Genomic DNA, 20,898 nt, shown 5'->3' with positions numbered 1-20,898 from the left:
GCGAGTCCTTGAGCATGAGGTTCGGCTTCTTTGTCGTTGGTCCGCGCGAGTGGCCCGTCACGCTGGCTGGCGGTGGAGCACGGTCAGCCCGAACAGGCTGCCGGCGAGGTCGCAGAGGAGCTTGGCGGTGCGGCCGCGCTCGTCGAGGAAAGGGTTCAGTTCCACGATGTCGAGCGAGCCGAGCAGACCGCAGTCGTGGATCATCTCCATGACCAGGTGCGCCTCGCGGTAGGTCGTTCCGCCCAGCACGGTCGTGCCGGTCCCCGGTGCGAGCGAGGGGTCCAGGAAGTCGGCGTCCAGGCTGACGTGGAGGTGGACGTTTCGCCCCTTCAGCTCGCCGAGGATCCGGCGCAGCAGGACCGGCACGCCCTCCTCGTCGATCAGGCGCATGTCGGTGACGTCGACGCCGGCCTCGTGCAGCGCGCGGCGCTCGTCGCGATCCACCGAGCGTACGCCGAAGATGTGGAGGTTCTCCGGCTTCAGGAGCGGGAAGGCGGTGGCGGCCAGTGGCGCCAGGCTCGCCTCGCCGCAGAGGTAGGCGAGCGACATGCCATGCATGTTGCCGGACGGCGTGGTGGCGGGTGTGTTGTAGTCGGCATGGGCGTCGAGCCAGAGCACGACCAGTTCCTTGCCGGTCTCGGCACAGCGCCGGGCAACGCCGGCGATGGTGCCCATCGACAGCGAATGGTCGCCGCCCAGGAACACCGGCACGCCGCCGTCGCGGGCGAGGCGATAGGCTTCGGCGTCGATGGCGCGGGTCCAGGCGGTGATCTCAGGGAGGTTCAGGCAGCGCGCCGCGGCATCAGCCGCCATCGCGGGCGTCACCGGCGCGGGCTGCAGCATGTCGCCGTGGTCGTCGACGATGTAGCCGAGCTCGGTCAGCAGCGCCGGCAGGCCGGCGGTCCGCATCGCGGCCGGGCCCATCAGCGTGCCCGCCGTGCCCGCGCCCTTCTCGGACGGGATGCCGAGGATCGAGACCCGCGCCGGGCGTACATCCCGCGGAAAGCCGCCGCTTGCAATCGTCATGGAGATCGGTCCCTCGCCTGCCGTGATCAGAGGCCTCAGCGTGCGCGAAATCCGCGCCAACAAAAAGCGAGCGATGTGTTACGATTTGCCCGGTATTCTGGCGAAATGGCATAGGAGACTGACAGAGTGATCGATCCGGCCATTCTCGACGACATCGACCGCGGCCTCATCCAGATGCTGCGGGACGACGCGCGGCTTCCCACCTCTACGCTGGCGAAGCGGCTCTCCGTTTCACGCGGAACGGTTCAGAACCGGATCGACAAGCTGATGTCGTCGGGGATCCTGCGCGGCTTCACCATCCGCCTGCGCGGCGACGCGGAGGCCGGGGCTGTTCGGGCGATCACGTCGCTGGAGGTGCGGTCGGCCGACACCAAGGCGGTCGTCGGTGCCCTGAAACGCATGCCGGACGTCGGCCGGGTGCATTCCACCAACGGTCGCTGGGATCTCGTCGTGGAGATCAACACCGGCGATCTCGCCACGCTCGACAGCGTGCTGCACGAGATCCGCGGCGTGAAGGGCGTCTCCGCGTCGGAGACCAGCATCCTGCTCAGCGAACTGAAGTGAGGCGGGGGAACCGCGCCGCGATCGCCGGCGCGGCTCCCCGAAGTGTCAGGGCGTCACTTGCCCTTGTCGGCGAGCCACTTCTGCATCATGGCGATCTCGCCGCGCTGGGCCTTGATGATGCCCTCGGCGAGCGTGCGGATCTCCGGGTCCTTGCCGTGTTGGAGGACGACTTCAGCCATGTCGATGGCACCCTGGTGGTGGGCAATCATGCCCTTCACGAAGTCGACGTCACTGTCACCGGTGAAGACGATATCCATGGCCTGGTGCATCTTGGCGTTGGCGGCCGCATAGTCCTTGGACGACTGGCTGTCGTCCCCTTTGGGCGCACCCATATTCATCTGGCCCATGCCGTCGCCGTGCATGCCGCCCTGCATCTCGCCCTGGCCCATGTCGTGGCCGGAGTGGTCCATCTCGCCGTGCTTCATCTGGGCGACGACGGGAGCGGCGGCGAACACGAGCGCGAGCGCGACTGCGCCGAGGAGAACCTTGGTTTTCATGATGTCTGTCCTTGCTGATCGAAGATCATGCCGCGGAAATGCGGCGGTATCGGAATGATCAGGCGCGGACCTTGGGGGGCGGCGGCACGGGCTCGGGTGCGATGCCGACCATTTCCGTCGGTGAAACCGGAATGAAGACCGCCAGAACGGGGCGGTGAAGGCCAAAGGTCGGAACCAGGGGCGTCGTCGCCTGCAGGCAGCAGGTGCAGCAGTCGGGCATCGCCTGCGCCGGCGTCTTTCCGCTCTGCGGCTGGGTATCCTGCCCGTGGTGCCCGTCGTGCATCACGGCGTGGTCCATGGCTTGCCCATGCGATTCCCCGCACCCGGCCATCACGGCCGCACCGGCCGGCGCCGGGGCGAGACCCAGCGTCAGGACGATCGAGAGGACGAGAACGCGCAACCAGGCGAACACCGGCACCACTCCACTTGCCCTTATCAAGTGTTGCCTCGGCCCGGCCTTGGCAAGTCCGCAACAACCCGTCCTGCGCCAAAGGTCTGGCTCCCCTGCCCTTGGCCTGCGGGACGTCGGGGGCTAAAACGACGCCACATGCATCCCCGCTTCCCTCCGGAGAGCCCCATGTCCGAGCCCCGCGTCGACACCGGCCTGTTCCCGCTCGCCCCCGACGACACCCCCTACCGCAAGCTGACGTCCGACTTCGTTTCCACGTCCAGCTTCGAGGGCGAGGAGATCCTGAAGGTAGACCCCGAGGCGCTGCGGCTTCTCTCCGAGACGGCCTTCATCGACATCAACCACCTGCTGCGTCCCGGCCACCTCGCCCAGCTCGCCCGGATCCTCGACGATCCGGAGGCGACCTCCAACGACAAGTTCGTCGCCTACGACCTCCTGAAGAACGCCAACATCGCGGCCGGCGGCATCCTGCCGATGTGCCAGGACACTGGAACCGCGATCATCATGGGCAAGAAGGGTCGCCGGGTGTGGACGAAGGGCGGCGACGAGCAGGCGCTTTCGCGTGGCGTGCTCGACGCCTACCTCAAGCGGAACCTGCGCTACAGCCAGCTCGCGCCGATCTCGATGTTCGAGGAGCGCAACACGCGCAACAATCTGCCAGCCCAGATCGACCTCTATGCGGAGGGCGAGGACGCCTACAAGTTCCTGTTCGTCGCCAAGGGCGGCGGGTCGGCCAACAAGACATTCCTGTTTCAGGGGACCCCGTCGCTGCTGACGCCAGACCGGCTGATGGCCTTCATTAAGGAGAAGATCCTTACGCTCGGCACGTCCGCCTGCCCGCCCTATCACCTGGCGATCGTAATCGGCGGCACGTCGGCCGAGATGAACCTGAAGACGGTCAAGCTCGCCTCCACGCGCTATCTCGACGGCCTGCCGACGCAGGGCTCCGAGCAGGGTCACGCGTTCCGCGACCTCGCGATGGAGGAGGAAGTTTTCAAGGCGACCCAGGCGACCGGCGTCGGCGCGCAGTTCGGCGGCAAGTACTTCTGCCACGACGTGCGCGTCATTCGCCTGCCCCGCCACGGCGCCTCGCTGCCGATCGGCATCGGCGTCTCCTGCTCGGCCGACCGGCAGGCGAAGGGCAAGATCACCGCCTCGGGCGTCTATGTGGAGGAGCTGGAGCACAACCCGGCCCGCTTCATGCCCGACGTGGACGAATCCACTCTCGGCGGCGATGTGGTCAGGATCGACCTGACCCGGCCGATGAAGGAGATCCTGGAGACGCTGTCGCGCCACCCGATCAAGACGCGCCTGTCGCTCACCGGGCCGCTGATCGTCGCGCGCGACCTCGCCCACGGCAAGCTGCGCGAGCGGCTGGAGCGCGGCGAACCCCTGCCCGACTATTTCAAGAACCACCCGGTCTACTACGCCGGGCCGGCCAAGACGCCGGAGGGCTATGCCTCCGGCTCCTTCGGACCCACTACGGCGGGCCGGATGGACGCCTATGTCGAGCAGTTTCAGGCGGCCGGCGGCTCGATGGTGATGCTGGCCAAAGGCAACCGCGGCAAGCAGGTGCGGGATGCCTGCGCGCGCTACGGCGGTTTCTACCTCGGATCGATCGGCGGGCCCGCCGCTCGACTTGCGCAGGACTGCATCAAGCATGTCGAGGTGGTCGAGTTCGCCGAACTCGGCATGGAGGCGATCTGGAAGATCGACGTCGTCGATTTTCCCGCCTTCATCGTCATCGACGACAAGGGCAACGACTTTTTCAAGGAGCTCAACTTGGGTTGAGCGATTCGGCCGTGCGGGCGTGGCGCGGTCCACGCCAGCACGGGCCGGACCTGCAAGAATCCGGTTAATCAAGATAAACCCTAACAAAGAGTGTATTTTGAGCCGAAATTCTTAGATTTTCCAAGACTTTGGGCGTTGCAGAGCGGCAACAGCGAGTGTTGTTCGCCGGGTATTAACCGCGACCTGTTAGAACACGCTTGATCCCGCCCGTCGGGGTCGTCATCGTCAACGCGAGCGGCGCAACTTCCAGGCTCCCAGTGGCCACCGAACGGGGAACTCGTTTTCCGGAGAGGTGATCCGCATGGCTCGGCAGCCAGCCGTCGACCCACACATATTGGCTCGGAACGATGCGTAAAACGATCTCTCTGATTTCGGGTGTTCTGATCGCGTCCCTTTTTGCCGGCGCCGCCCTCGCGGAAGACGGCACCGTCCGCTTCTACGATCCCTCGACCGGCAAGTTCGAGGTGATCAAGAAGTCTCCCTCCAAGCGCCTCATGGAGAGCCCGGTCAAGCGGGAACTGATCTCCTACGACGGGCCGCACCGCAAGGGCACCATCGTCGTCAACACGACCGAGCGGCGTCTCTACTACGTGCTCGGCGACGGCAAGGCGCTCAAGTACGGCATCGGCGTCGGCCGTCCGGGCTTCACCTGGTCGGGCACGCACCACATCACCCGCAAGGCCGAATGGCCGGGCTGGACGCCGCCGCCGGCGATGCGCAAGCGGCAGCCCGACCTGCCCTACCACATGCCCGGCGGCCCGGATAACCCGCTCGGCTCGCGCGCCATGTACATCGGCTCGACCATCTACCGCATCCACGGGACCGCTGAGCCCTGGACCATCGGCCAGGCGGTGTCGTCCGGTTGCATCCGCATGACCAACGACGACGTGGCCGACCTCTACGAGCACGTCGGCGTCGGCACCAAGGTCGTCGTCGTCCGCTGATCGGGCGACCCATTAGCAAAACGATGAGCCCCGGCCTGTGGCCGGGGCTCTTTTCGTTTGCAGGGGCGGGAGATGCGGCCGCCCGCGGGTGGCGCGGATCAGCTTTCGCTCGAACCCTCGTTCGACGACGACTCGCTTTCCGATCCGCCGCTCTCCGACGAGGAGCCGCTGTCGCCGCTGTCGGAAGCGGACGAGGAGTCGGTCTCGGACGCGCTGCTCTCGGACGACGTCTCGCTCGCGGCCGGCTCGTTTCCGCCGTCCGACGGAGCCTCGGTGCTTTCCGCGGGCTGTTCGGCGGCCGGAGCCTGGGTGCTTTCCGCGGGCTGTTCCGTGGCCGGGGCCTCGATGCTCTCGGTCGGCTGTTCCGCGGCCGGGGCCTCGGTGCTTTCCGCGGGCTGTTCGGTGGCCGGGGCCTCGGTGCTTTCCGCGGGCTGTTCGGTGGCAGGCACTTCGTCCGCTGCCGCGGTCGGTTCGGCGGCCGGAACCTCCTCGTCCGCAGCCGCATCGCTGTCAGCGGGCGGAGCCGCCGGATCCTCGGCGGGCGTCACGATCTCATCCTCGATCGCAACGGTCGCGAAGGCTGCAACGGCCGGAGCTTCCTCGACAGCCGCGACGGGCTCTTCCTGCTCCTCGAGGCTGGCCAGCTTCTCCTGGATACGCTTCTGCAGGAGCCCGTCCAAATCTTCCGCTGTGCTTGTAACCTTCACATAAAGAGAGGCCAACTCTTCTGTCAGCTGATCAAGTTCTTCCTCACTCCAAAGATTTTCAGGGCTATCTCCTTCGATGATCTCGCGAATCCGTTCCTTTTTTTCCTGCAACTCTTCTTCCGGGAAGTTCCATGTTGCTTCGTCCGCATCGATCTTGCCCTGAGCGTCGAGTTCGGCGACCCGCTGCTTCACACGTTCCTCATAAAGGCGGTCGAGGTCCGGCCCGGTCGTCGTTTCCTCGAGTCCCTTGAAGTATAGTTCGTCGACAATGACCGCGACTTCTTCCATGCTCCAGATACCCGTGGGGGCATAGGTCGTCACGTAGTCTCGCAGCGAGTTCCAGTACCCTGCGAAGTCGAAGGGTTCATCAGGATCTTCAGCTGTCGCCTCGTCGTCGCCGCCGGTCTCGTCGCCGGGGGTCGCCTCGTCGTCGCCGCCGGTCTCTTCGCCCGGGGTCGCCTCGTCGTCGCCGTCGGTCTCGTCGCCCGGGGTCACCTCGTCGTCGCCGCCGGTCTCGTCGCCCGGGGTCACCTCGTCGTCGCCGTCGGTCTCGTCGCCCGGGGTCACCTCGTCGTCGCCGCCGATTTCGTCGCCCGGGGTCACCTCGTCGTCGCCGCCGGTCTCGTCACCGGGGGTGGCGGTTTCCTCATCGGGGACCACGACCACGACCTTGTCGTCCTCGTCTGCCGGTGGCACGGTCTTGACGGACGGGCCGGCAGACGCCTTGTTCTCCGAAGTGGGCTTGGCGGACGTGTCAATCGAGCCTGTCACCTCCTCGTGGCACTGCGGCAGGAAGATTTGGGCCCATGCATTGTCGCAGAGCCGGTCGGTGACGGCGGCGTGCGACGACGTGATGCCAAACGGCATGATTGCACTGGATGCCAGCAAAACAGCGATAAAAGAATTACGGAGCGTCATGGCGTGACCTCTTTGTTAATACCCTGTTATCGATGCCACTCCAAGAAATCTCTCGCAAGTTGTAACAATGTTAGATAAACGTATACCGGCTGTTTACCTTAGAAATTAAAGTTAATTGAGCAGTTTCCACCGGGAGGTTGCAGACGGCTCCAAAGCGGTCTATCCCCTGGCAGTTCATACATATTTAGGGTAGAATTTGCGATACTCCGGCGTCCTGGCCCGGAGGCACCTGCATGCGCCCATTCTCATCGGATCGTTCGGGCGGTACCGCCGTCGTCTTTGCGATCTCGCTGTTCGTCCTGGCAGGTGTGGCCGGGTTCGCGATGGATTTCACGGCCATGAACCGGGCCAAGGGCGTCATCCAGGGTGCGGGAGATTCGGCGGCACTCGCCTACGCGAAGACCTACACAGCCAAGGGAGGCACCGAGAAGAAGGCCGAAGAGGCCGCCACGCACGCCTTCAACGCCAATCTCTCCGCGCATGGCCTCGGCACCGTGACGCTTCTGAAACCGGTGCTGCTGAAGGACAAGAAGGGCAAGGCGTCAGCCGTCCAGGTCACTTTCGAGAGCAGCGTGCCGCTGAGCTTCGGCGGCCTGATCGGGGTTCCCACGAAGACCGTGGGCGGCCTGTCCGCCGTGAATCTCGGCACGAGCGAAGGCTCGGTCGCCATCGTGGTCGACGTCTCCGATTCCATGGGGCTGGCGGCGACCGAAGCGGACCGGGACAAGATGCGCGCGGGCTACTACGGCTGCGAATTCGCCTGCCATACGCCGGACGCCAGCGTCGGTCCGGAGAATCCGCTGACCGTCGCGCGTTCGCTGAACGTCAAGCTTCGCATCGACGTGGCCAGGGACGCCATCGAGACCCTCGTGAACTCGATCGAGAAGGGCGGCCTCGACGACAAGGTCAAGATCGGCCTCTATGCCTTCAACCAGTCGTTCTACAAGGTCCAGGAGATCTCCAACGGCACGCCTGCGCTGGTGCGGAAGGCGGCGAAGGACATCGACCTCGGCTACGGCGTCGGCCCGACCGACCTCACCCAGACGGACCTGGATACTCTCTTTCCGACCCTGGAGACCACCTTCGGACCGTCGAAGAAGGATCAGAACAGCTCGATCATCCTGATCACCGACGGCCTCCACTCGCAGATCCACGGCGCTCCGTTCACCGAGGTCAAACCGGTGGATCCCAAGGCTTGCCAGGGGCTGAAGGACAAAGGCCACACGGTCGCCATCCTCTACACTCGCTACCTGGAAGCCACCGACAGCGCGCCCTTCAACAGCAGCGTCGCGCCGGTCTTCAAGGACATCGAGCCGAACCTGATGGCCTGCGCGTCGCCCGGCTACTTTGCCCACGGCGACACGCCCGAGGAGATCGAGGCGGCGATGCTGCAGATCTTCGGCAAGCTGGAAGCGCTCTACGTCTCCCAGTGATCGTCGCGGTCAGCGGCTGAGGCCCTTTTCCGCCAGCTCGGCGACATACTCCTCGAAGAAGGCGTCGCGGCGCTCGCCCATCTCGCGCAGCAGGCCCCAGGGGAAGATCCCGGTGTCGTGCATGTCGTCGAACCGCAGCCGCACGGCATAGGAGCCGACCGGCTCGACGCCGAGGATCTGAACGTTGCGTTTGCCGCCGATGGTGCGGCGCTGGCCGGCGCCGTGCCCCTGCACTTCGGCGGACGGAGAACGCACGCGCAGCAGCTCGGCGGGAATGTCGAAGCTCCGGCCGTCGTCGAACGCGACGGTCAGCGTCTTCTTGTCCGCCTTGAGGCGGACCTCGGTGGGCCAGGGTGCGGTCGTGGTGCTCATCGGTGCGTTACCTTTCTCGCTCGTACGCGCGCCTGCCGCTCGATGACGGCGCGCGATGTCAGTTCCCGGCGGGCGTCCCGGCCGATCCAGCGGGCGGTTCGGTTGTCGCGCCCGATCAGCCGTTCGGCACAGGCGACTGCGGGCAGACGCAGCGCGGGCGAGCGCTTGCCGATCTGCCGCAGCGCCCAGTTCACCGCCTTGCAGACGAAGTTGCGGTCGTCTTCCGCATGCGCCTCGATCAGGTCCAGATAGGGCAGGAAAGCCTCGTCCGGTATGTCCTTGCCGTGAACCGCGCGGGCCGCGATCATCACGAAGCCGGCGCGGCGGACGAACTCGCGCTCGTCGGCGACCCAGCGGAGCAGCAGGTCCGGCGCTTCCGGGATCCGGTCGAACTGCGGCACCACCTGGTCGCAGACGTCCCAGGAATCCAGGTCCGCCACCCAGGCATCGAGTTGCGCCGGGGTCGCGGCTGCGACGTCCTCCACCATGCCGGCGAGGATCCGTTCCTCATGGCCGCCGGTGGCCCACAGCGCGAGCGCGAGCGCGTGATCGCGCCGGTGATCGCGGGCGATGGCCCGCAGTGCGGGAATACCGGCGCCGGCGGCGTTGTCCGTCCGAATGCCGTAGCGCGCCATGCCGACCCGGTTGGCCTCGCTCCCGGCCGCGGCGATGCGCGACCGGCAGTCGGCCAGCCGCTCGTCGAGACTCGCCGCGGGCTGCACGGGTCATCCCTTCTTCGGCGGCTCGAGGCGGGCGATCAGGCTGGAGGTGTCCCAGCGGTTGCCGCCGATCGCCTGGACGTCGGCATAGAACTGGTCGACCAGCGCCGTCACAGGTAGGCGGGCACCGGTCGCCTTAGCCTGGTCGAGCACGATGCCGAGGTCCTTGCGCATCCAGTCCACCGCGAAGCCGAACTCGAACTTGCCCTCGTCCATGGTCTTCCAGCGGTTCTCCATCTGCCAGGACTGCGCCGCGCCCTTGGAGATGACGCCGATCGCCTTCTCCACATCCAGGCCGGCCGCCTTGGCGAAATGGATCGCCTCGGACAGGCCCTGCACCAGCCCGGCGATGGCGATCTGGTTGACCATCTTGGTGAGCTGGCCGGAGCCGGCCGGGCCCATCAGCCCGATCATCCGTGCGAACGACTGGATCACCGGCTCGGCCGCCGCGTAGGCCGCCTCGTCGCCGCCGACCATGACGGTGAGGACGCCGTTCTCCGCGCCGGCCTGCCCGCCAGACACGGGGGCATCCAGGAAGTGCAGGTCGCGGGCGGCGGCGGCGTCGTGCAGCTCGCGCGCCACCTTGGCCGAGGCCGTGGTGTGGTCGACGAAGATCGCGCCCGGCTTCATGCGCGAGAAGGCGCCGTCCGGACCGACGGTGACCTCGCGCAGGTCGTCGTCGTTGCCGACGCAGGAGAACACGAAGTCGGCGCCCTCGGCCGCCGCCGCCGGCGTCATCGCCCAGCGACCACCGTGTTTGGCGACCCACGCTTCCGCCTTCGCCGTGGTGCGGTTGTAGACTGTGACCGCGTGACCGCCACGCGCGGCGAGATGACCGGCCATCGGAAATCCCATCACGCCCAGTCCGATGAATGCGACGTCGGCCATATCCAAACCCTCTCTCGACACCCCTGGGGACTGGTGATAGCGCCTCGCGTGCGGTTTGTCAGGCCGTCCGAAGGAGGGGCGCGACGATCCGCGTTCCCCCTTCCCCCAGCCGCCCCCGGCGGTTTACCCTGGCTGAAATCACAACGGAGATGGCAGCCGATGACTAGCATCACGCCGAAGACATGGGCCGAATCCGCGCCGCGGCTGATCGACGTCGCGACCGGCCGCACTCCGGCGGACATGGTGGTCAGGAACGGCCGGTGGGTGAACGTCCACACCCGGGAAGTGCTGTCCGGCTATGACATCGCCATCGCGGCCGGCCGGTTCGCGGCCATCGCGCAGGATCTCTCCTATGCCATCGGGCCCGACACGACGGTGATCGACGCCGGCGGCCGCTACATGGTGCCGGGGCTCTGCGACGGCCACATGCACGTGGAAAGCGGCATGGTCACGGTCACGGAGTTCGCCCGGGCGGTGGTTCCGCACGGCACCACGTCGATGTTCATCGATCCGCACGAGATCGCCAACGTGCTCGGCCTGCCCGGCGTGCGGCTGATGCACGATGAGGCGCTCAGCCTGCCGGTCAACGTGTTCGTCCAGATGCCGGCCTGCGTTCCCTCGGCGCCGGGGCTGGAGAACGCCGGCGCGACCATCGGCCCGGCGGAGGTCGCCGAGGCGATGTCGTGGCCGGGCATCGTCGGGCTTGGCGAGATGATGAACTTCCCGGGTGTGGCGATGGGCGACGGGCGGATGCTCGGCGAGATCGCCCACACCATGGCAGCCGGCAAGACGGTCGGCGGCCACTACGCCTCGCCTGACCTCGGCAAGCCTTTCCTCGGCTATGTCGCCGGCGGCCCGTCCGACGACCACGAGGGCACCCGCCTGATCGACTGCGTGACGCGCGCACGGCTCGGCATGCGGCCGATGCTGCGGCTGGGCTCGGCCTGGTACGACGTCGCCACCCAGATCAAGGCGATCACCGAGATGGGGCTCGACCCGCGCAGCTTCATCCTGTGCACCGACGACAGCCATTCCGGCACGCTGGTCCACGACGGCCACATGAACCGCGTGGTTCGGCACGCGATCGCGCAGGGCTGCCCGCCGGTGGTGGCGCTGCAGATGGCGACGATCAACACCGCCAGCCACTTCGGGCTGGAGCGGGAGATCGGCTCGATCACCCCGGGCCGGCGCGCCGACCTGATCCTGACCTCCGACCTCGCCGCGTTGCCGATCGAAACGGTGATCGCCCGCGGCGTGGTGATCGCCGAAGGCGGTGCGCTGACGGCCGAGATCCCGCCCTACCCCTACCCGGCCAGCGCCAAGTCCACCGTGCGGCTCGGCCGTTCGCTCGCTCCGGCCGACTTCGACATCGCCGCACCGGCCGGCGCGGCCGAGGTGACGGCCCGCGTCATCGGGGTGATCGAGAACCAGGCGCCGACGCGGGCGCTGACCGCGCGGGTGTCGGTCGACGGCAACGGCCACGTGATCGGCAACGGAAGGGCGGCGGACGGGTCCGACGTCTGCCAGATCGCGCTGGTGGAGCGCCATCGGGGCACCGGCGGCGTGGTCAACGGGCTCGTCTCCGGCTTCGGCTACGACAAGCCCTGCGCGGTTGCCTCGACCGTGGCGCACGACAGCCACCACATGATCGTGGTTGGAACGTCGAAGGCCGACATGGCTCAGGCGGCGAACCGCCTGGCCGAGGTCGGCGGCGGGATCGTGGTGATCTCTCAGGGGCGCGAACTGGCGCTGGTAGAGCTCTCGATCGCCGGGCTGATGTCGGAAGAGCGGGCGGAGATCGTCGCGGCGAAGGCTGCGACCATGGTTGCAGCCATGGAGTCTTGCGGCTGCCGCCTCAACAATGCCTACATGCAGCACTCTCTTCTCGCCCTGGTCGTCATTCCGGAATTGCGGATATCCGACTTGGGGCTTGTGGACGTAACGCGGCTCGAGAAGGTCGATCTGTTTATCCAGAATTGACCAATTTCAGGGAATTGGGGAGAACTTACTCGGCCTGTTGTACGTTTATGGTCACGACGCGACGAGCGGAACCGGTGCCTTGACCCCTGAGCGGCGTCCTGTGCTCCCGGTCGTCCAGTCGAGAAGTGAAGTGCCGGCGATCGGCGAACGGAGGATAGACATGAAGAAGCTCGCAGTCGTAGCCGCTCTGGCGATGGGCCTTGCGGCCTGCCAGGGCCAGACTCCCACCCAGCAGCGGGTGACCACCGGCGCCGCTGCCGGCGCGCTCGGCGGCGCAGCCGTTGGTGCTCTTGCAGGCGGTGGACGTGGAGCCGCGATCGGCGCCGTGGCCGGCGGTATCGGCGGTGCGGCGATTGCCGGCGCCACCGCTCCGCGCAACTGCGTGGCCTATGACCGCTATGGCCGGGCCTACTCGGTCGCGTGTCCGTGATCTACCCGGACCCTCGTTAATTTTTGCCTTCGCCTTCGCCTTTCTGGCGTGGGCGGAGGCTTACCAGAAGCTGCAACTTGCTTAAAATCCTAGACATTCTCATTCATGCGGATATATTCGTGCCCGGGCGTTGACGAACTGACGGTGGGCACATGGACGTCGGACGAGAGCAGGCCGCCGAAGACGGCGTGCGCAATAGCCGCAATCAGACCTGGTTCCGCAATGAAGTCCGCAAGGCGCTGGTGGAAGCCGAGCGCAATGACCGCATGCCGTTGTCGCATGCCGAAGTCCTGAGGACAGCGCGGGCGCGCTTCGGTTTCGAGTTGCCGGATTGAGCCCGATGGATGTGGTCTGGTCCCAGGGCGCGCGATCTGATTTCGAGTCGATCCTGCACCAACTCATCGACGTTCGACGGCCGGACGCCTACCACCTCTGCGCGGCGATCGACGAACACGTCGCCCGGTTGGGCGAACTCCCCTACACCGGTTCGATCGGCCGGGTCACAGCCACGCGCGAGTTCCCGTTGCCCGATCAGCCCTACGTGGTCGTCTATACGGTCAAGCCCGACCACGTGTACGTCTTGCGGCTGCTGCCACAAGCCTGACGGCCGCGCCGGGGGCAGCTGCGGCTCGCCGGGCCTTCCCGGATCTTCCTTCAGACCGCGTCGCGGCGCAGGTGGCGAGTCAGCCTGAATTCAAAGGCGTCCCACACGCGGCGCAGCACTTCCACCATCAGGAAGTAGAGCACGGCCGCCCAGAGATAGACCTGGAAGTCATAGGTCTTCGAATAGGCGTAGCGGGTCTCGCCCATCAGGTCGAAGACGGTGACGATGCCCGCGATCGCCGAGCCCTTGATCATCAGCACGATCTCGTTGCCGTAGGGGCGCAGGGCCGTGATCATCGCCTGCGGCAGGATCACCTTGCGCAGGGTGGCGTAGCGCCCGAGCCCGAGCGACGCCGCGGCCTGCCACTGGCCGCGCGGCACGGAGCGGATCGCGCCCGCCAGGATCTCGGCCTGGTAGGCGGCCGTGTTCAGCGAAAAGGCGAGCACGGCGCAATAGAAGGCTTCCCGCATGAACCACCAGAGCCCGAGCGACTTCCAGAGGTCGGGGAAGGAGCCGAGGCCGTAATAGAGCAGGAAGGTCTGCGCCAGGAGCGGCGTGCCGCGGAAGAAATAGGAGAAGCCGAAGGCGAGCGGCGCGGCGACCCAGTTGTAGGACAGCCGACCGAGGGTGATCGGGATCGAGAGGATCGCGCCGAACACGACCGACAGCACGACGAGTTGGACGGTCACCCAGACGCCGCCGATGATCCGCGGCAGGTAGCGGGCCACCTTCTCGGCGTCGTAGCCGCCGACGATCAGGAAGGCGAATCCGATGCCGAGGGCTATCCAAATCCCCATCAGCAGGGTGCCGGCGATGCGGCTGCCGGTCCAGTGCTTGCGCGGCGACGGCGGGGGCGCGGCGCTCGGAATGGCCGCGGTGGCAACGAAGGCGGCGTCGCTCATCCGTGACCTCCCTGACCGCGTTCCGCCCACGTCGAAACCCGCGAGAGCCCCAGCGAAGAGACGACCGCCAGGCCGAGGTAGATCAGGCAGGCGAGCAGATAGAAGAAGAACGCGTGCTTGGTGACGCCCACGGCGATCTGCGTCTGGCGCAGGATGCCGGCAAGGCCGATCACCGAGACAAGGGCGGTGTCCTTCAGGAGGATCAGCCACAGGTTGGACAGGCTCGGCAGCGACAGGCGGATCAGCTGCGGCAGGATCACCAACCGCATGGTGGCGCCGCGCGGCAGGCCGAGCGCGTAGCCGCCCTCGTACTGCCCGCGGGGAATGCCGCGAAAGGCCGACAGGAAAGCCTCGCTGGCATAGGAGGAGAAGACGATGGCGAGCGCGACCATGCCGGCGGCAAAGCTGTTGACCTCCACCGGGAAGCCGAACAGAGCGTTGGTCGCAGCCGAGATCGCGAACTGGGCGCCGTAGTAGATCAGGAACAGCGTCAGCAGCTCCGGCAGCCCGCGAAAGATCGTGGTGTAGATGTTGGCCGCCGTCTTCAACGTCGGCTCTTCCGAGGTCTTGGCGAGCGCGATCAGGAAACCGAGCGCAAGCCCGATCGGCAGCGTGCAGACCGCCAGCGCGATGGTCAGCACGGTGCCGCTGAGGAGCTCGTCACCCCACCCGTCGGGGCCGTAGGAAAGAAGACTGAGAAGTTCCATCATCCACGCCGTCCGGTCAGGCACGAGGGGCACTCAGCACGTGGAAAGGGCGGCGCCGAGCACTGGCGCCGCCCGCTGTCCACGGTCAACCGCCGTAGACGTCGAAGTCGAAGTACTTCTTGTTGATCTCTTCGTACTTGCCGTTGGCGCGGATCGCCTGGATCGCGGCGTTGAACTTCTCCTTCAACTCCGTGTCTTCCTTGCGCAGGGCGATGCCGGCACCTTCGCCGTGAATCTCCATCACCGGGGTGATGGTGCCGACGATCTTGCAGCACTTGCCGGCGTCGGACTTGATCCAGTCGGAAAGCACCACGACGTCGTCGACGACCGCGTCGAGGCGGCCGTTCTCAAGGTCGAGCTTGTACTCGTCGGCGGTCGGATAGAGCTTCACGGTGGAATCGGTGAGGACCTTCTCCGCCCAGGTGGAGTGGGTCGTGGAGCCCTGGGCGCCGACATTGAGGCCCTTCAGGTCCTCCGGCGAAACGCCGGCAACGGTGCTGTCCTTGGGCACGGCGACCGCCGGGGGCGTGTTGTAGTACTTGCCCGTGAAGTCGACCGACTTCTTGCGCTCCTCGTTGATCGACATGGACGCGATGATCGCGTCGAACTTGCCGGCGAGAAGGGCCGGGATGATGCCATCCCAATCCTGCGTGACGAACTCGCACTCGACCTTCATCTCGTCGCAGAGCGCCTTGGCGATCTCCACGTCGAAGCCCTGAAGCTGGCCGGCGGAATCCAGGAAGTTGAAGGGAGGATAGGCGCCCTCTGTGCCGATGCGGACCTTGGTGGCATCCTGGGCCGTGGCGGCGCCGAGCGCGAGCGCGAACATGGCGGCGGCAAGCGTTGCAGACTTCAGAAGCTTCATGGATCCCCTCTGTTCTTGTTGGGCCGGACTGGCTGATCGCAGTCGCACCCGGGTTTGGCGTTGTTTTTTCTTTGTGTCGTGATCGCCCGGAGGAAACGGGTTTCCCCGGCAACTCCCGCATCTTCATCGCATCCTGCGCGGCGATGCAACAATGGAAACCGACTACTGCATGCGAAGTTTGCATGCACTCCGAACGATCAATCAGGCTTCCGCAACGTCAGCGGTCGCGCAAACCGAAGGCGGAGAACGGGACGAAGTCCACCAGATCGCCTTCTGCAAGCCCGGTAACCGCCTCGGGGATGTCGATCAGTCCGTCCGCCTCACGCAGACCAGTGATCAGGCCGGAGCCGTCCCGCGCGAACTTGGCGACCGCCAGGTGCCCTTCCTCGCCCGGGACCAGGATGCCGCGCAGGAACTCACGCCGGTCCGCCTTCTTGCGGCCGATCGCAAAGCGCGCCGGCAGGCGGTAGCGCACCGGCTCTCGCCAGTCGGCGCCCTCCAACCCTGCAAAGAGCGGCAGGCCGTAGAGCAGGAAGCAGACGAACACCGCGACCGGATTTCCGGGGAGGCCCAGGAACACGCAGTCGCCGATCTGGCCGAAGGTCATCGGCCGGCCCGGCTTGACCGCGATCTGCCAGAGGTGCCGCCGCCCGATCTCGTCCAGAGCGGTGATCACATGATCCTCCTCGCCGCGCGACGCGCCGCCAGAGGTGAGGATCACGTCGAAGCGGCCCGCCGCGTTCGCCAGCGCGTCGCGGATCACGTCGAAACGGTCGGGCAGCACACCGAGGTCGGTCACGTCGGCCTGCGCCGTTTCGAGCAACGCGCTCAGGAGGGCGTGGTTGCTGTCGTAGACCTGCCCGGGCGCGATCGGCTGGCCGGGGCGTATGATCTCGTCGCCGGTGGAGACGATCGCCACCTTCAGGCGCTGGCGGACCAGCACCTCCGTCCGGCCCAGCGAGGCGAGGCCGGCGACCTCCTGCGGGCGCAGCCTGAGGCCCGGCGACATCACCACCTGCCCTGCCCGGAGGTCCTCGCCCGCCTTGCGGCGGTTGGCGCCCGGCTTCAGCCCAGGCGGGATCACGACGAAGTCGACGCTGTCCTGCTCGTGGGTCTCGCAATCCTCCTGCATGGCGACCGTGTCGACGCCGGCCGGCATCACGGCCCCGGTGAAGATCCGCACGGCGGCACCGACAGGCACCGGTTGGGGGTGCGGATGGCCCGCGGGAATGCGGGCCACGACCGGAAAGAAACCGCCGGTCGCCTCGTACTGGACACTGGCGAAGGCGTAGCCGTCGACGGCGGCATTGTCGGCGAGCGGCACGTCCAGTGGAGCGGCGATCTCCTCGGCCAGCACCCGGCCGAGCGAGGCGGCCAGCGACACCGTCTCGGTGCCCGTCACTGCCGCGACCCGCGCACGGATCAGCGCCAGCGCCTCGGCGTGGGACATCCTTTCCTTGTCGGTCAGGAAGCAGTCGTCGATGAGGCGGCGGGTCATCTAGCGCGTCCGTCGCTGGAGCAGAAAGTCGGCGATGCCGGCGACATCGTCGAGCGGGAACACCGGCACGCCGGCGCCCTCGACCGGGTGGTCGGCGGCGATCGCCACCACCGTCGGGTCGCCGGGATGGAGCGGGTCGTGGCGGTGCGCATCCAGCCGGCGCACCTCCACCTTGGGGATCGGCTCGCCCTTGTAGCCCTCCACGACCACCACGTCGGCCGGCTGGAGCCGTTTCAGGATTTCGGCGAGCGGCGGTTCGTCCTCCGGCCGGGCGAGTTCGCTCATGATCGCGACGCGCGCCGCCGAGACGAGCGCGACCTCGCTCGCCCCCGCTTCCCGGTGGCGCCAGCTGTCGGTGCCTTCGCGGTCGACCTCGAAGCTGTGATGGGCGTGCTTCACGGTCGCCACCTTCAGCCCGCGGGCTACGAAGTTCGCGACGAGGCGCGACGCGAGGGTCGTCTTGCCCGACTTCTTCCATCCCGCCACGCCGACCACCAGAGGTCCGGAAGGAGGCGCGGGCGCGCGGGCCTCGGCGTCGAGCACGGCGGCGATCGCCTCCGCCTCGGCCAACTCCTCGGGCGTGTTGACGTTGAAGAACGGGTCGATCACGAAATCGCCCGCGCGCAGCGGCGGAACGTGCACCTCGGCGTTGTCGTGGCGGCCGACCCAGGCGAGCACCTTGCGCGTCTCACCCTTTTCCAGGAAGTCGCGCAGGTCGTCGCGCAGCGCCACCGGCCAGAGCCCGAACACGGGATGGCGGCCGTCGTCGGAGGCGGCGAGGACGATGGTCAGCGGTGTTTTCGCTGCGTCGAGGAAAGCCTCCACAAGGCCCGCCGGGAAGAACGGCGTATCGGCCGCCGCCGTCGCCACGAACACCGCGTCCGGATGGTTTGCAGCCGCCCAGTCCAAGCCCGCCAGCACGCCGGCGAGCGGACCGGCGAAACCCTCCACGCTGTCGGCGACGACCGGCAGGCCGAGCGCCGTGAAGCGCGCGGGATCGCCGTTGGCGTTCAGCACCAGGCTGGCACAGGCATCGCGCATCCGCTCGATCACGCGCTCGATCATCGGCCGGCCGGCGACGGCCTTCAGCCCCTTGTCGCCGCCGCCCATGCGGCTCGACTGGCCGCCGGCGAGGATGCAGCCCACGACCGGGGTCGGGCCGGCGCTCACAGGTCACCCTCTTCGCGGGCGCCCTTGCGGCGATGGCGGGCGTCCTCGTCGTCGGACTCGGCCGGGTCGAGATCGAAGACGATCCGGTCCGCTCCGGACAGCGCCACGAAGCGGCGGCCGCGCGCCCGGCCGATCAGCGTCAACCCGGCTTGGCGGGCAAGCTCGACACCCCAGGCGGTGAAGCCGGAGCGCGAGACAAGGATGGGCACGCGCATCATCACGGTCTTGATCACCATCTCGGAGGTCAGCCGACCGGTGGTGTAGAAGATCTTGTTGGCCGGATCGACCTTCTCGCGAAACATCCAGCCGGCGATCTTGTCCACCGCGTTGTGCCGGCCGACGTCCTCCATGTAGACCAGCGGGCGGTCCTCCTCGCAGAGCACGCAGCCGTGGATCGCGCCCGCCGTGAGGTAGAGCGAGGGCGCGGTGTTGATCTTCTTGGTGAGCGACGCCAGCCAAGACGTTCTGAGCACGGCATCTCCGCCCAGCGACACGTCCTCGAAGGAGGCCATCACGTCGCCGAACACGGTGCCCTGCGCGCAGCCGGACGTGCGCACGCGCTTCTTCATCTTCTCCTCGTAGTCGGTGCTCCGCTCGGTGCGGACCACGACCACCTCCAGGTCCTCGTCGTAATCCACCGCCGTCACCACGTCGTCCGGGCGGAGCATGTTCTGGTTCAGGAGATAGCCGAGCGCGAGCAGATCGGGATGATCCCCGATCGTCATCATCGTCACCACCTCCTGCGCATTCAGGTAGAGCGTCAGGGGCCGTTCGGTGACGACGCGCGTTTCCACCGGCGCGCCGTTCTGGTCGATGCCGGTCACGGCCGATGACAAACGCGGATCATCCGGATCCGGCGCGACGATGAATTCGGGGCGGGCGTGGGTCATGAACGGAAAGTAGGAGCGCGAGGCGGGTGGGCGCAAGGCGGTAGGATGTCCGGGGGGAAGGTGGGCAGCGGGCGGCAAGCAGTCGGGTATCTCGGTCGATATGGATCGGTCGATGGGCCCGCCTATCCTCTAGTCTTTCCCCGTCATGGTCCGCGCAGGCGGACCAACCACGGATTCGGCCGTTGCCATTCGAAAACCTCCCAGGGAACCGTCTCGGAGAAAGGCGCGGGTGGTCCGCCTTCGCGGACCAGGATGGGATAGGGGCCGAAGACAGCCAACCGACCCGAATCCCTCCCTACTGCCTACCGCCAAATGCCACTGCTACCCCCGCTCCCCCGCCCCATCGCCGCATTGACCCTGACTCCGTCTGCGCATACCTCTGCGGCAGACCCTTCTCCCGGAGATCATGATGGCCGGACCGAGCAAGAACGACGTGCTGGCGGTGCTGGCGGGCATCCGCAACCCCTTGACGGGCAAGGACCTCGCCGCGTCCGGCATGGTGTCGGACATCTTCGTCTCCGACGGGCGGGTGATGTTCTCCATCTCCGTCCCCGCCGACAAGGCGCGCGAGGCCGAGCCGATGCGGGCGGAAGCGGAGCGGCTCGTGAAGGCGATGCCCGGCGTGGAGCGCGCGATGGTGGCGCTGACGGCCGACGTGGCGCCGGGATCGCGCCCGGCCGCCCCGCCGCCCGCAGCCGCCCGGCCCCAGGGCGGCGGCCATTCGCATGCACCCGGTCACACCCATTCGCACGGCCCGGCCGCCACGCCACAGAAGCCCGGCGTCCCGGGCGTTACGTCGATCATCGCGGTGGCGTCCGGCAAGGGCGGCGTCGGCAAGTCCACGACGGCCGTCAACCTGGCGCTGGCGCTGAAGGCCAACGGCCTGAAGGTCGGCATCCTCGACGCCGACATCTACGGGCCGTCCGTGCCGCGCCTGATGCGGCTCTCCGGCAAGCCGGAGGTGGTCGGCGGGCGCACGTTGAAGCCGATGGAGAACTACGGGCTGAAGGTCATGTCGATCGGCTTCCTCGTCGAGGAGGAGACGCCGATGATCTGGCGCGGGCCGATGGTGGTCTCCGCGCTCGGGCAGATGCTGCGCGAGGTCGCCTGGGGTGAGCTCGACGTGCTGGTGGTCGACATGCCGCCCGGCACCGGCGACGCGCAGCTGACCATGGCCCAGCAGGTGCCGCTCGCCGGCGCCGTTATCGTCTCCACGCCGCAGGACCTTGCGCTGATCGACGCCCGGCGCGGCGTCGCCATGTTCAAGAAGGTGGAGGTGCCCGTTCTCGGCATCGTGGAGAACATGAGCTACTTCCTCTGCCCCCACTGCGGCGAACGCTCCGACATCTTCGGCCACGGCGGCGCGCGCCACGAGGCCGAGCGGATCGGCGTGCCCTTCCTCGGCGAGGTGCCGCTGGAGATGGCCATCCGCGAAACGTCCGACGCCGGCCTACCCGTGGTCGCCACAGCCCCCGACGGCCCGCACGCGGCCATCTACCGCGCCATCGCCGAACGCGTCGCCGACAGCCTCGGCAACACCGCCTCCCGCCGCGTCGCACCTCGCATCGTGATCGAGTGACGATC

22 protein-coding genes and 1 pseudogene are annotated in these 20,898 nt (G+C 67.2%); 9 read left to right on the top strand and 14 right to left on the bottom strand.

Translation table 11 applies throughout. The features are described 5' to 3' along the window. Positions 1–57 precede the first annotated feature (57 nt). Positions 58–1,026 (bottom strand): arginase, encoded by a 969-nt coding sequence (rocF, locus tag HZ321_RS20315; protein ID WP_181704233.1) that lies wholly within the window; start codon positions 1,024–1,026, stop codon positions 58–60. A 126-nt stretch (positions 1,027–1,152) separates the two neighbouring features. Between rocF and HZ321_RS20310 the strand changes: the two genes are divergently transcribed. Further along, positions 1,153–1,590 (top strand): Lrp/AsnC family transcriptional regulator, encoded by a 438-nt coding sequence (locus HZ321_RS20310; RefSeq protein WP_342343892.1) that lies wholly within the window; start codon positions 1,153–1,155, stop codon positions 1,588–1,590. A gap of 53 nt (positions 1,591–1,643) precedes the next feature. Here HZ321_RS20310 and copM read toward each other — a convergent pair whose 3' ends face one another. Together copM and HZ321_RS20300 are read right to left on the bottom strand one after the other, a co-directional pair. Beyond that, positions 1,644–2,087, bottom strand: a complete 444-nt coding sequence (gene copM / locus HZ321_RS20305) for a CopM family metallochaperone (protein WP_181704232.1) — start codon at positions 2,085–2,087, stop codon at positions 1,644–1,646. A gap of 58 nt (positions 2,088–2,145) precedes the next feature. Beyond that, complete coding sequence (locus HZ321_RS20300) at positions 2,146–2,499, bottom strand: hypothetical protein (protein WP_181704231.1); 354 nt, start codon at positions 2,497–2,499, stop codon at positions 2,146–2,148. 165 nt (positions 2,500–2,664) lie between these two features. Between HZ321_RS20300 and HZ321_RS20295 the strand changes: the two genes are divergently transcribed. Continuing rightward, positions 2,665–4,287 (top strand): fumarate hydratase, encoded by a 1,623-nt coding sequence (locus HZ321_RS20295; RefSeq protein ID WP_181704230.1) that lies wholly within the window; start codon positions 2,665–2,667, stop codon positions 4,285–4,287. Between the two features lie 347 nt (positions 4,288–4,634). Continuing rightward, a complete protein-coding gene (locus HZ321_RS20290) occupies positions 4,635–5,231 on the top strand; it encodes a L,D-transpeptidase (RefSeq protein ID WP_181704229.1) in 597 nt (198 codons plus the stop codon). A gap of 98 nt (positions 5,232–5,329) precedes the next feature. On the opposite strand, the gene HZ321_RS20285 is transcribed toward HZ321_RS20290, so the two are convergent. Beyond that, the gene (locus tag HZ321_RS20285) at positions 5,330–6,856 is read right to left on the bottom strand and encodes an OmpH/Skp family outer membrane protein (RefSeq protein WP_181704228.1); all 1,527 of its coding nucleotides are present in this window, start codon (positions 6,854–6,856) and stop codon (positions 5,330–5,332) included. A gap of 233 nt (positions 6,857–7,089) precedes the next feature. Between HZ321_RS20285 and HZ321_RS20280 the strand changes: the two genes are divergently transcribed. Continuing rightward, the gene (locus tag HZ321_RS20280) at positions 7,090–8,289 is read left to right on the top strand and encodes a TadE/TadG family type IV pilus assembly protein (RefSeq protein ID WP_181704227.1); all 1,200 of its coding nucleotides are present in this window, start codon (positions 7,090–7,092) and stop codon (positions 8,287–8,289) included. 9 nt (positions 8,290–8,298) lie between these two features. On the opposite strand, the gene HZ321_RS20275 is transcribed toward HZ321_RS20280, so the two are convergent. Genes HZ321_RS20275 through HZ321_RS20265 form a run of 3 tightly spaced genes read right to left on the bottom strand, consistent with a single transcriptional unit; the run spans position 8,299 to position 10,268 of the window. After that, a complete protein-coding gene (locus HZ321_RS20275) occupies positions 8,299–8,661 on the bottom strand; it encodes a gamma-butyrobetaine hydroxylase family protein (RefSeq protein ID WP_181704226.1) in 363 nt (120 codons plus the stop codon). After that, a complete protein-coding gene (locus HZ321_RS20270) occupies positions 8,658–9,383 on the bottom strand; it encodes a DNA alkylation repair protein (protein WP_342343891.1) in 726 nt (241 codons plus the stop codon). The genes HZ321_RS20275 and HZ321_RS20270 overlap by 4 nt, the downstream gene beginning before the upstream one ends. 3 nt (positions 9,384–9,386) lie before the next feature. Next, positions 9,387–10,268: an NAD(P)-dependent oxidoreductase gene (locus tag HZ321_RS20265; protein WP_181704225.1), complete on the bottom strand. Its 882-nt coding sequence runs from the start codon at positions 10,266–10,268 to the stop codon at positions 9,387–9,389. Between the two features lie 159 nt (positions 10,269–10,427). Here HZ321_RS20265 and HZ321_RS20260 point away from each other — a divergent pair, with 159 nt between their 5' ends. From HZ321_RS20260 to HZ321_RS20245, 4 genes are all read left to right on the top strand, one after another. Continuing rightward, positions 10,428–12,248, top strand: a complete 1,821-nt coding sequence (locus tag HZ321_RS20260; RefSeq protein WP_181704224.1) for an adenine deaminase — start codon at positions 10,428–10,430, stop codon at positions 12,246–12,248. A gap of 160 nt (positions 12,249–12,408) precedes the next feature. Continuing rightward, entirely contained in the window at positions 12,409–12,678 is a 270-nt protein-coding gene (locus tag HZ321_RS20255) for a bacteriocin (protein ID WP_181704223.1), read from the top strand. Between the two features lie 152 nt (positions 12,679–12,830). Beyond that, positions 12,831–13,013, top strand: coding sequence for a hypothetical protein (locus HZ321_RS20250; RefSeq protein ID WP_181704222.1), 183 nt, complete (start codon positions 12,831–12,833; stop codon positions 13,011–13,013). A gap of 5 nt (positions 13,014–13,018) precedes the next feature. Continuing rightward, entirely contained in the window at positions 13,019–13,282 is a 264-nt protein-coding gene (locus HZ321_RS20245; RefSeq protein ID WP_181704221.1) for a type II toxin-antitoxin system RelE/ParE family toxin, read from the top strand. Positions 13,283–13,332: 50 nt separating this feature from the next. Here the strand turns inward: HZ321_RS20245 and HZ321_RS20240 are convergent, their stop codons facing one another. The 7 genes and pseudogenes from HZ321_RS20240 to HZ321_RS20210 all read right to left on the bottom strand — a co-directional run bounded on the left by HZ321_RS20240 (position 13,333) and on the right by HZ321_RS20210 (position 19,314). Next, entirely contained in the window at positions 13,333–14,184 is an 852-nt protein-coding gene (locus HZ321_RS20240) for an ABC transporter permease (RefSeq protein WP_181704220.1), read from the bottom strand. Beyond that, positions 14,181–14,894 (bottom strand): ABC transporter permease, encoded by a 714-nt coding sequence (locus tag HZ321_RS20235; protein ID WP_181704219.1) that lies wholly within the window; start codon positions 14,892–14,894, stop codon positions 14,181–14,183. Before HZ321_RS20235 ends, HZ321_RS20240 begins: the two co-directional genes overlap by 4 nt. 82 nt (positions 14,895–14,976) lie before the next feature. After that, positions 14,977–15,756, bottom strand: a complete 780-nt coding sequence (locus tag HZ321_RS20230; RefSeq protein WP_181704218.1) for an ABC transporter substrate-binding protein — start codon at positions 15,754–15,756, stop codon at positions 14,977–14,979. 217 nt (positions 15,757–15,973) lie between these two features. Continuing rightward, positions 15,974–17,254 carry a molybdopterin molybdotransferase MoeA gene (locus HZ321_RS20225; RefSeq protein ID WP_181704217.1) on the bottom strand — a complete coding sequence of 427 codons (1,281 nt, stop codon included), beginning with the start codon at positions 17,252–17,254 and terminating at the stop codon, positions 15,974–15,976. After that, positions 17,255–17,797 (bottom strand): molybdopterin-guanine dinucleotide biosynthesis protein B, encoded by a 543-nt coding sequence (mobB, locus tag HZ321_RS21775; protein WP_181704248.1) that lies wholly within the window; start codon positions 17,795–17,797, stop codon positions 17,255–17,257. It abuts the gene before it with no gap. 33 nt (positions 17,798–17,830) lie between these two features. After that, positions 17,831–18,400: pseudogene (gene mobA / locus HZ321_RS20215) on the bottom strand (molybdenum cofactor guanylyltransferase MobA); the annotation flags it as partial. A gap of 20 nt (positions 18,401–18,420) precedes the next feature. Further along, positions 18,421–19,314, bottom strand: coding sequence for a formate dehydrogenase accessory sulfurtransferase FdhD (locus HZ321_RS20210; protein WP_181704247.1), 894 nt, complete (start codon positions 19,312–19,314; stop codon positions 18,421–18,423). Positions 19,315–19,723: 409 nt separating this feature from the next. Here HZ321_RS20210 and apbC point away from each other — a divergent pair, with 409 nt between their 5' ends. Next, positions 19,724–20,893, top strand: a complete 1,170-nt coding sequence (apbC, locus tag HZ321_RS20205) for an iron-sulfur cluster carrier protein ApbC (RefSeq protein WP_181704216.1) — start codon at positions 19,724–19,726, stop codon at positions 20,891–20,893. Positions 20,894–20,898: the final 5 nt, after the last annotated feature.

Origin of the sequence: Chthonobacter albigriseus (genome assembly GCF_013839445.1) — a bacterium.
GTDB lineage: Bacteria > Pseudomonadota > Alphaproteobacteria > Rhizobiales > Pleomorphomonadaceae > Chthonobacter > Chthonobacter albigriseus.
This window is presented reverse-complemented; position numbering and strand designations above follow the sequence as displayed.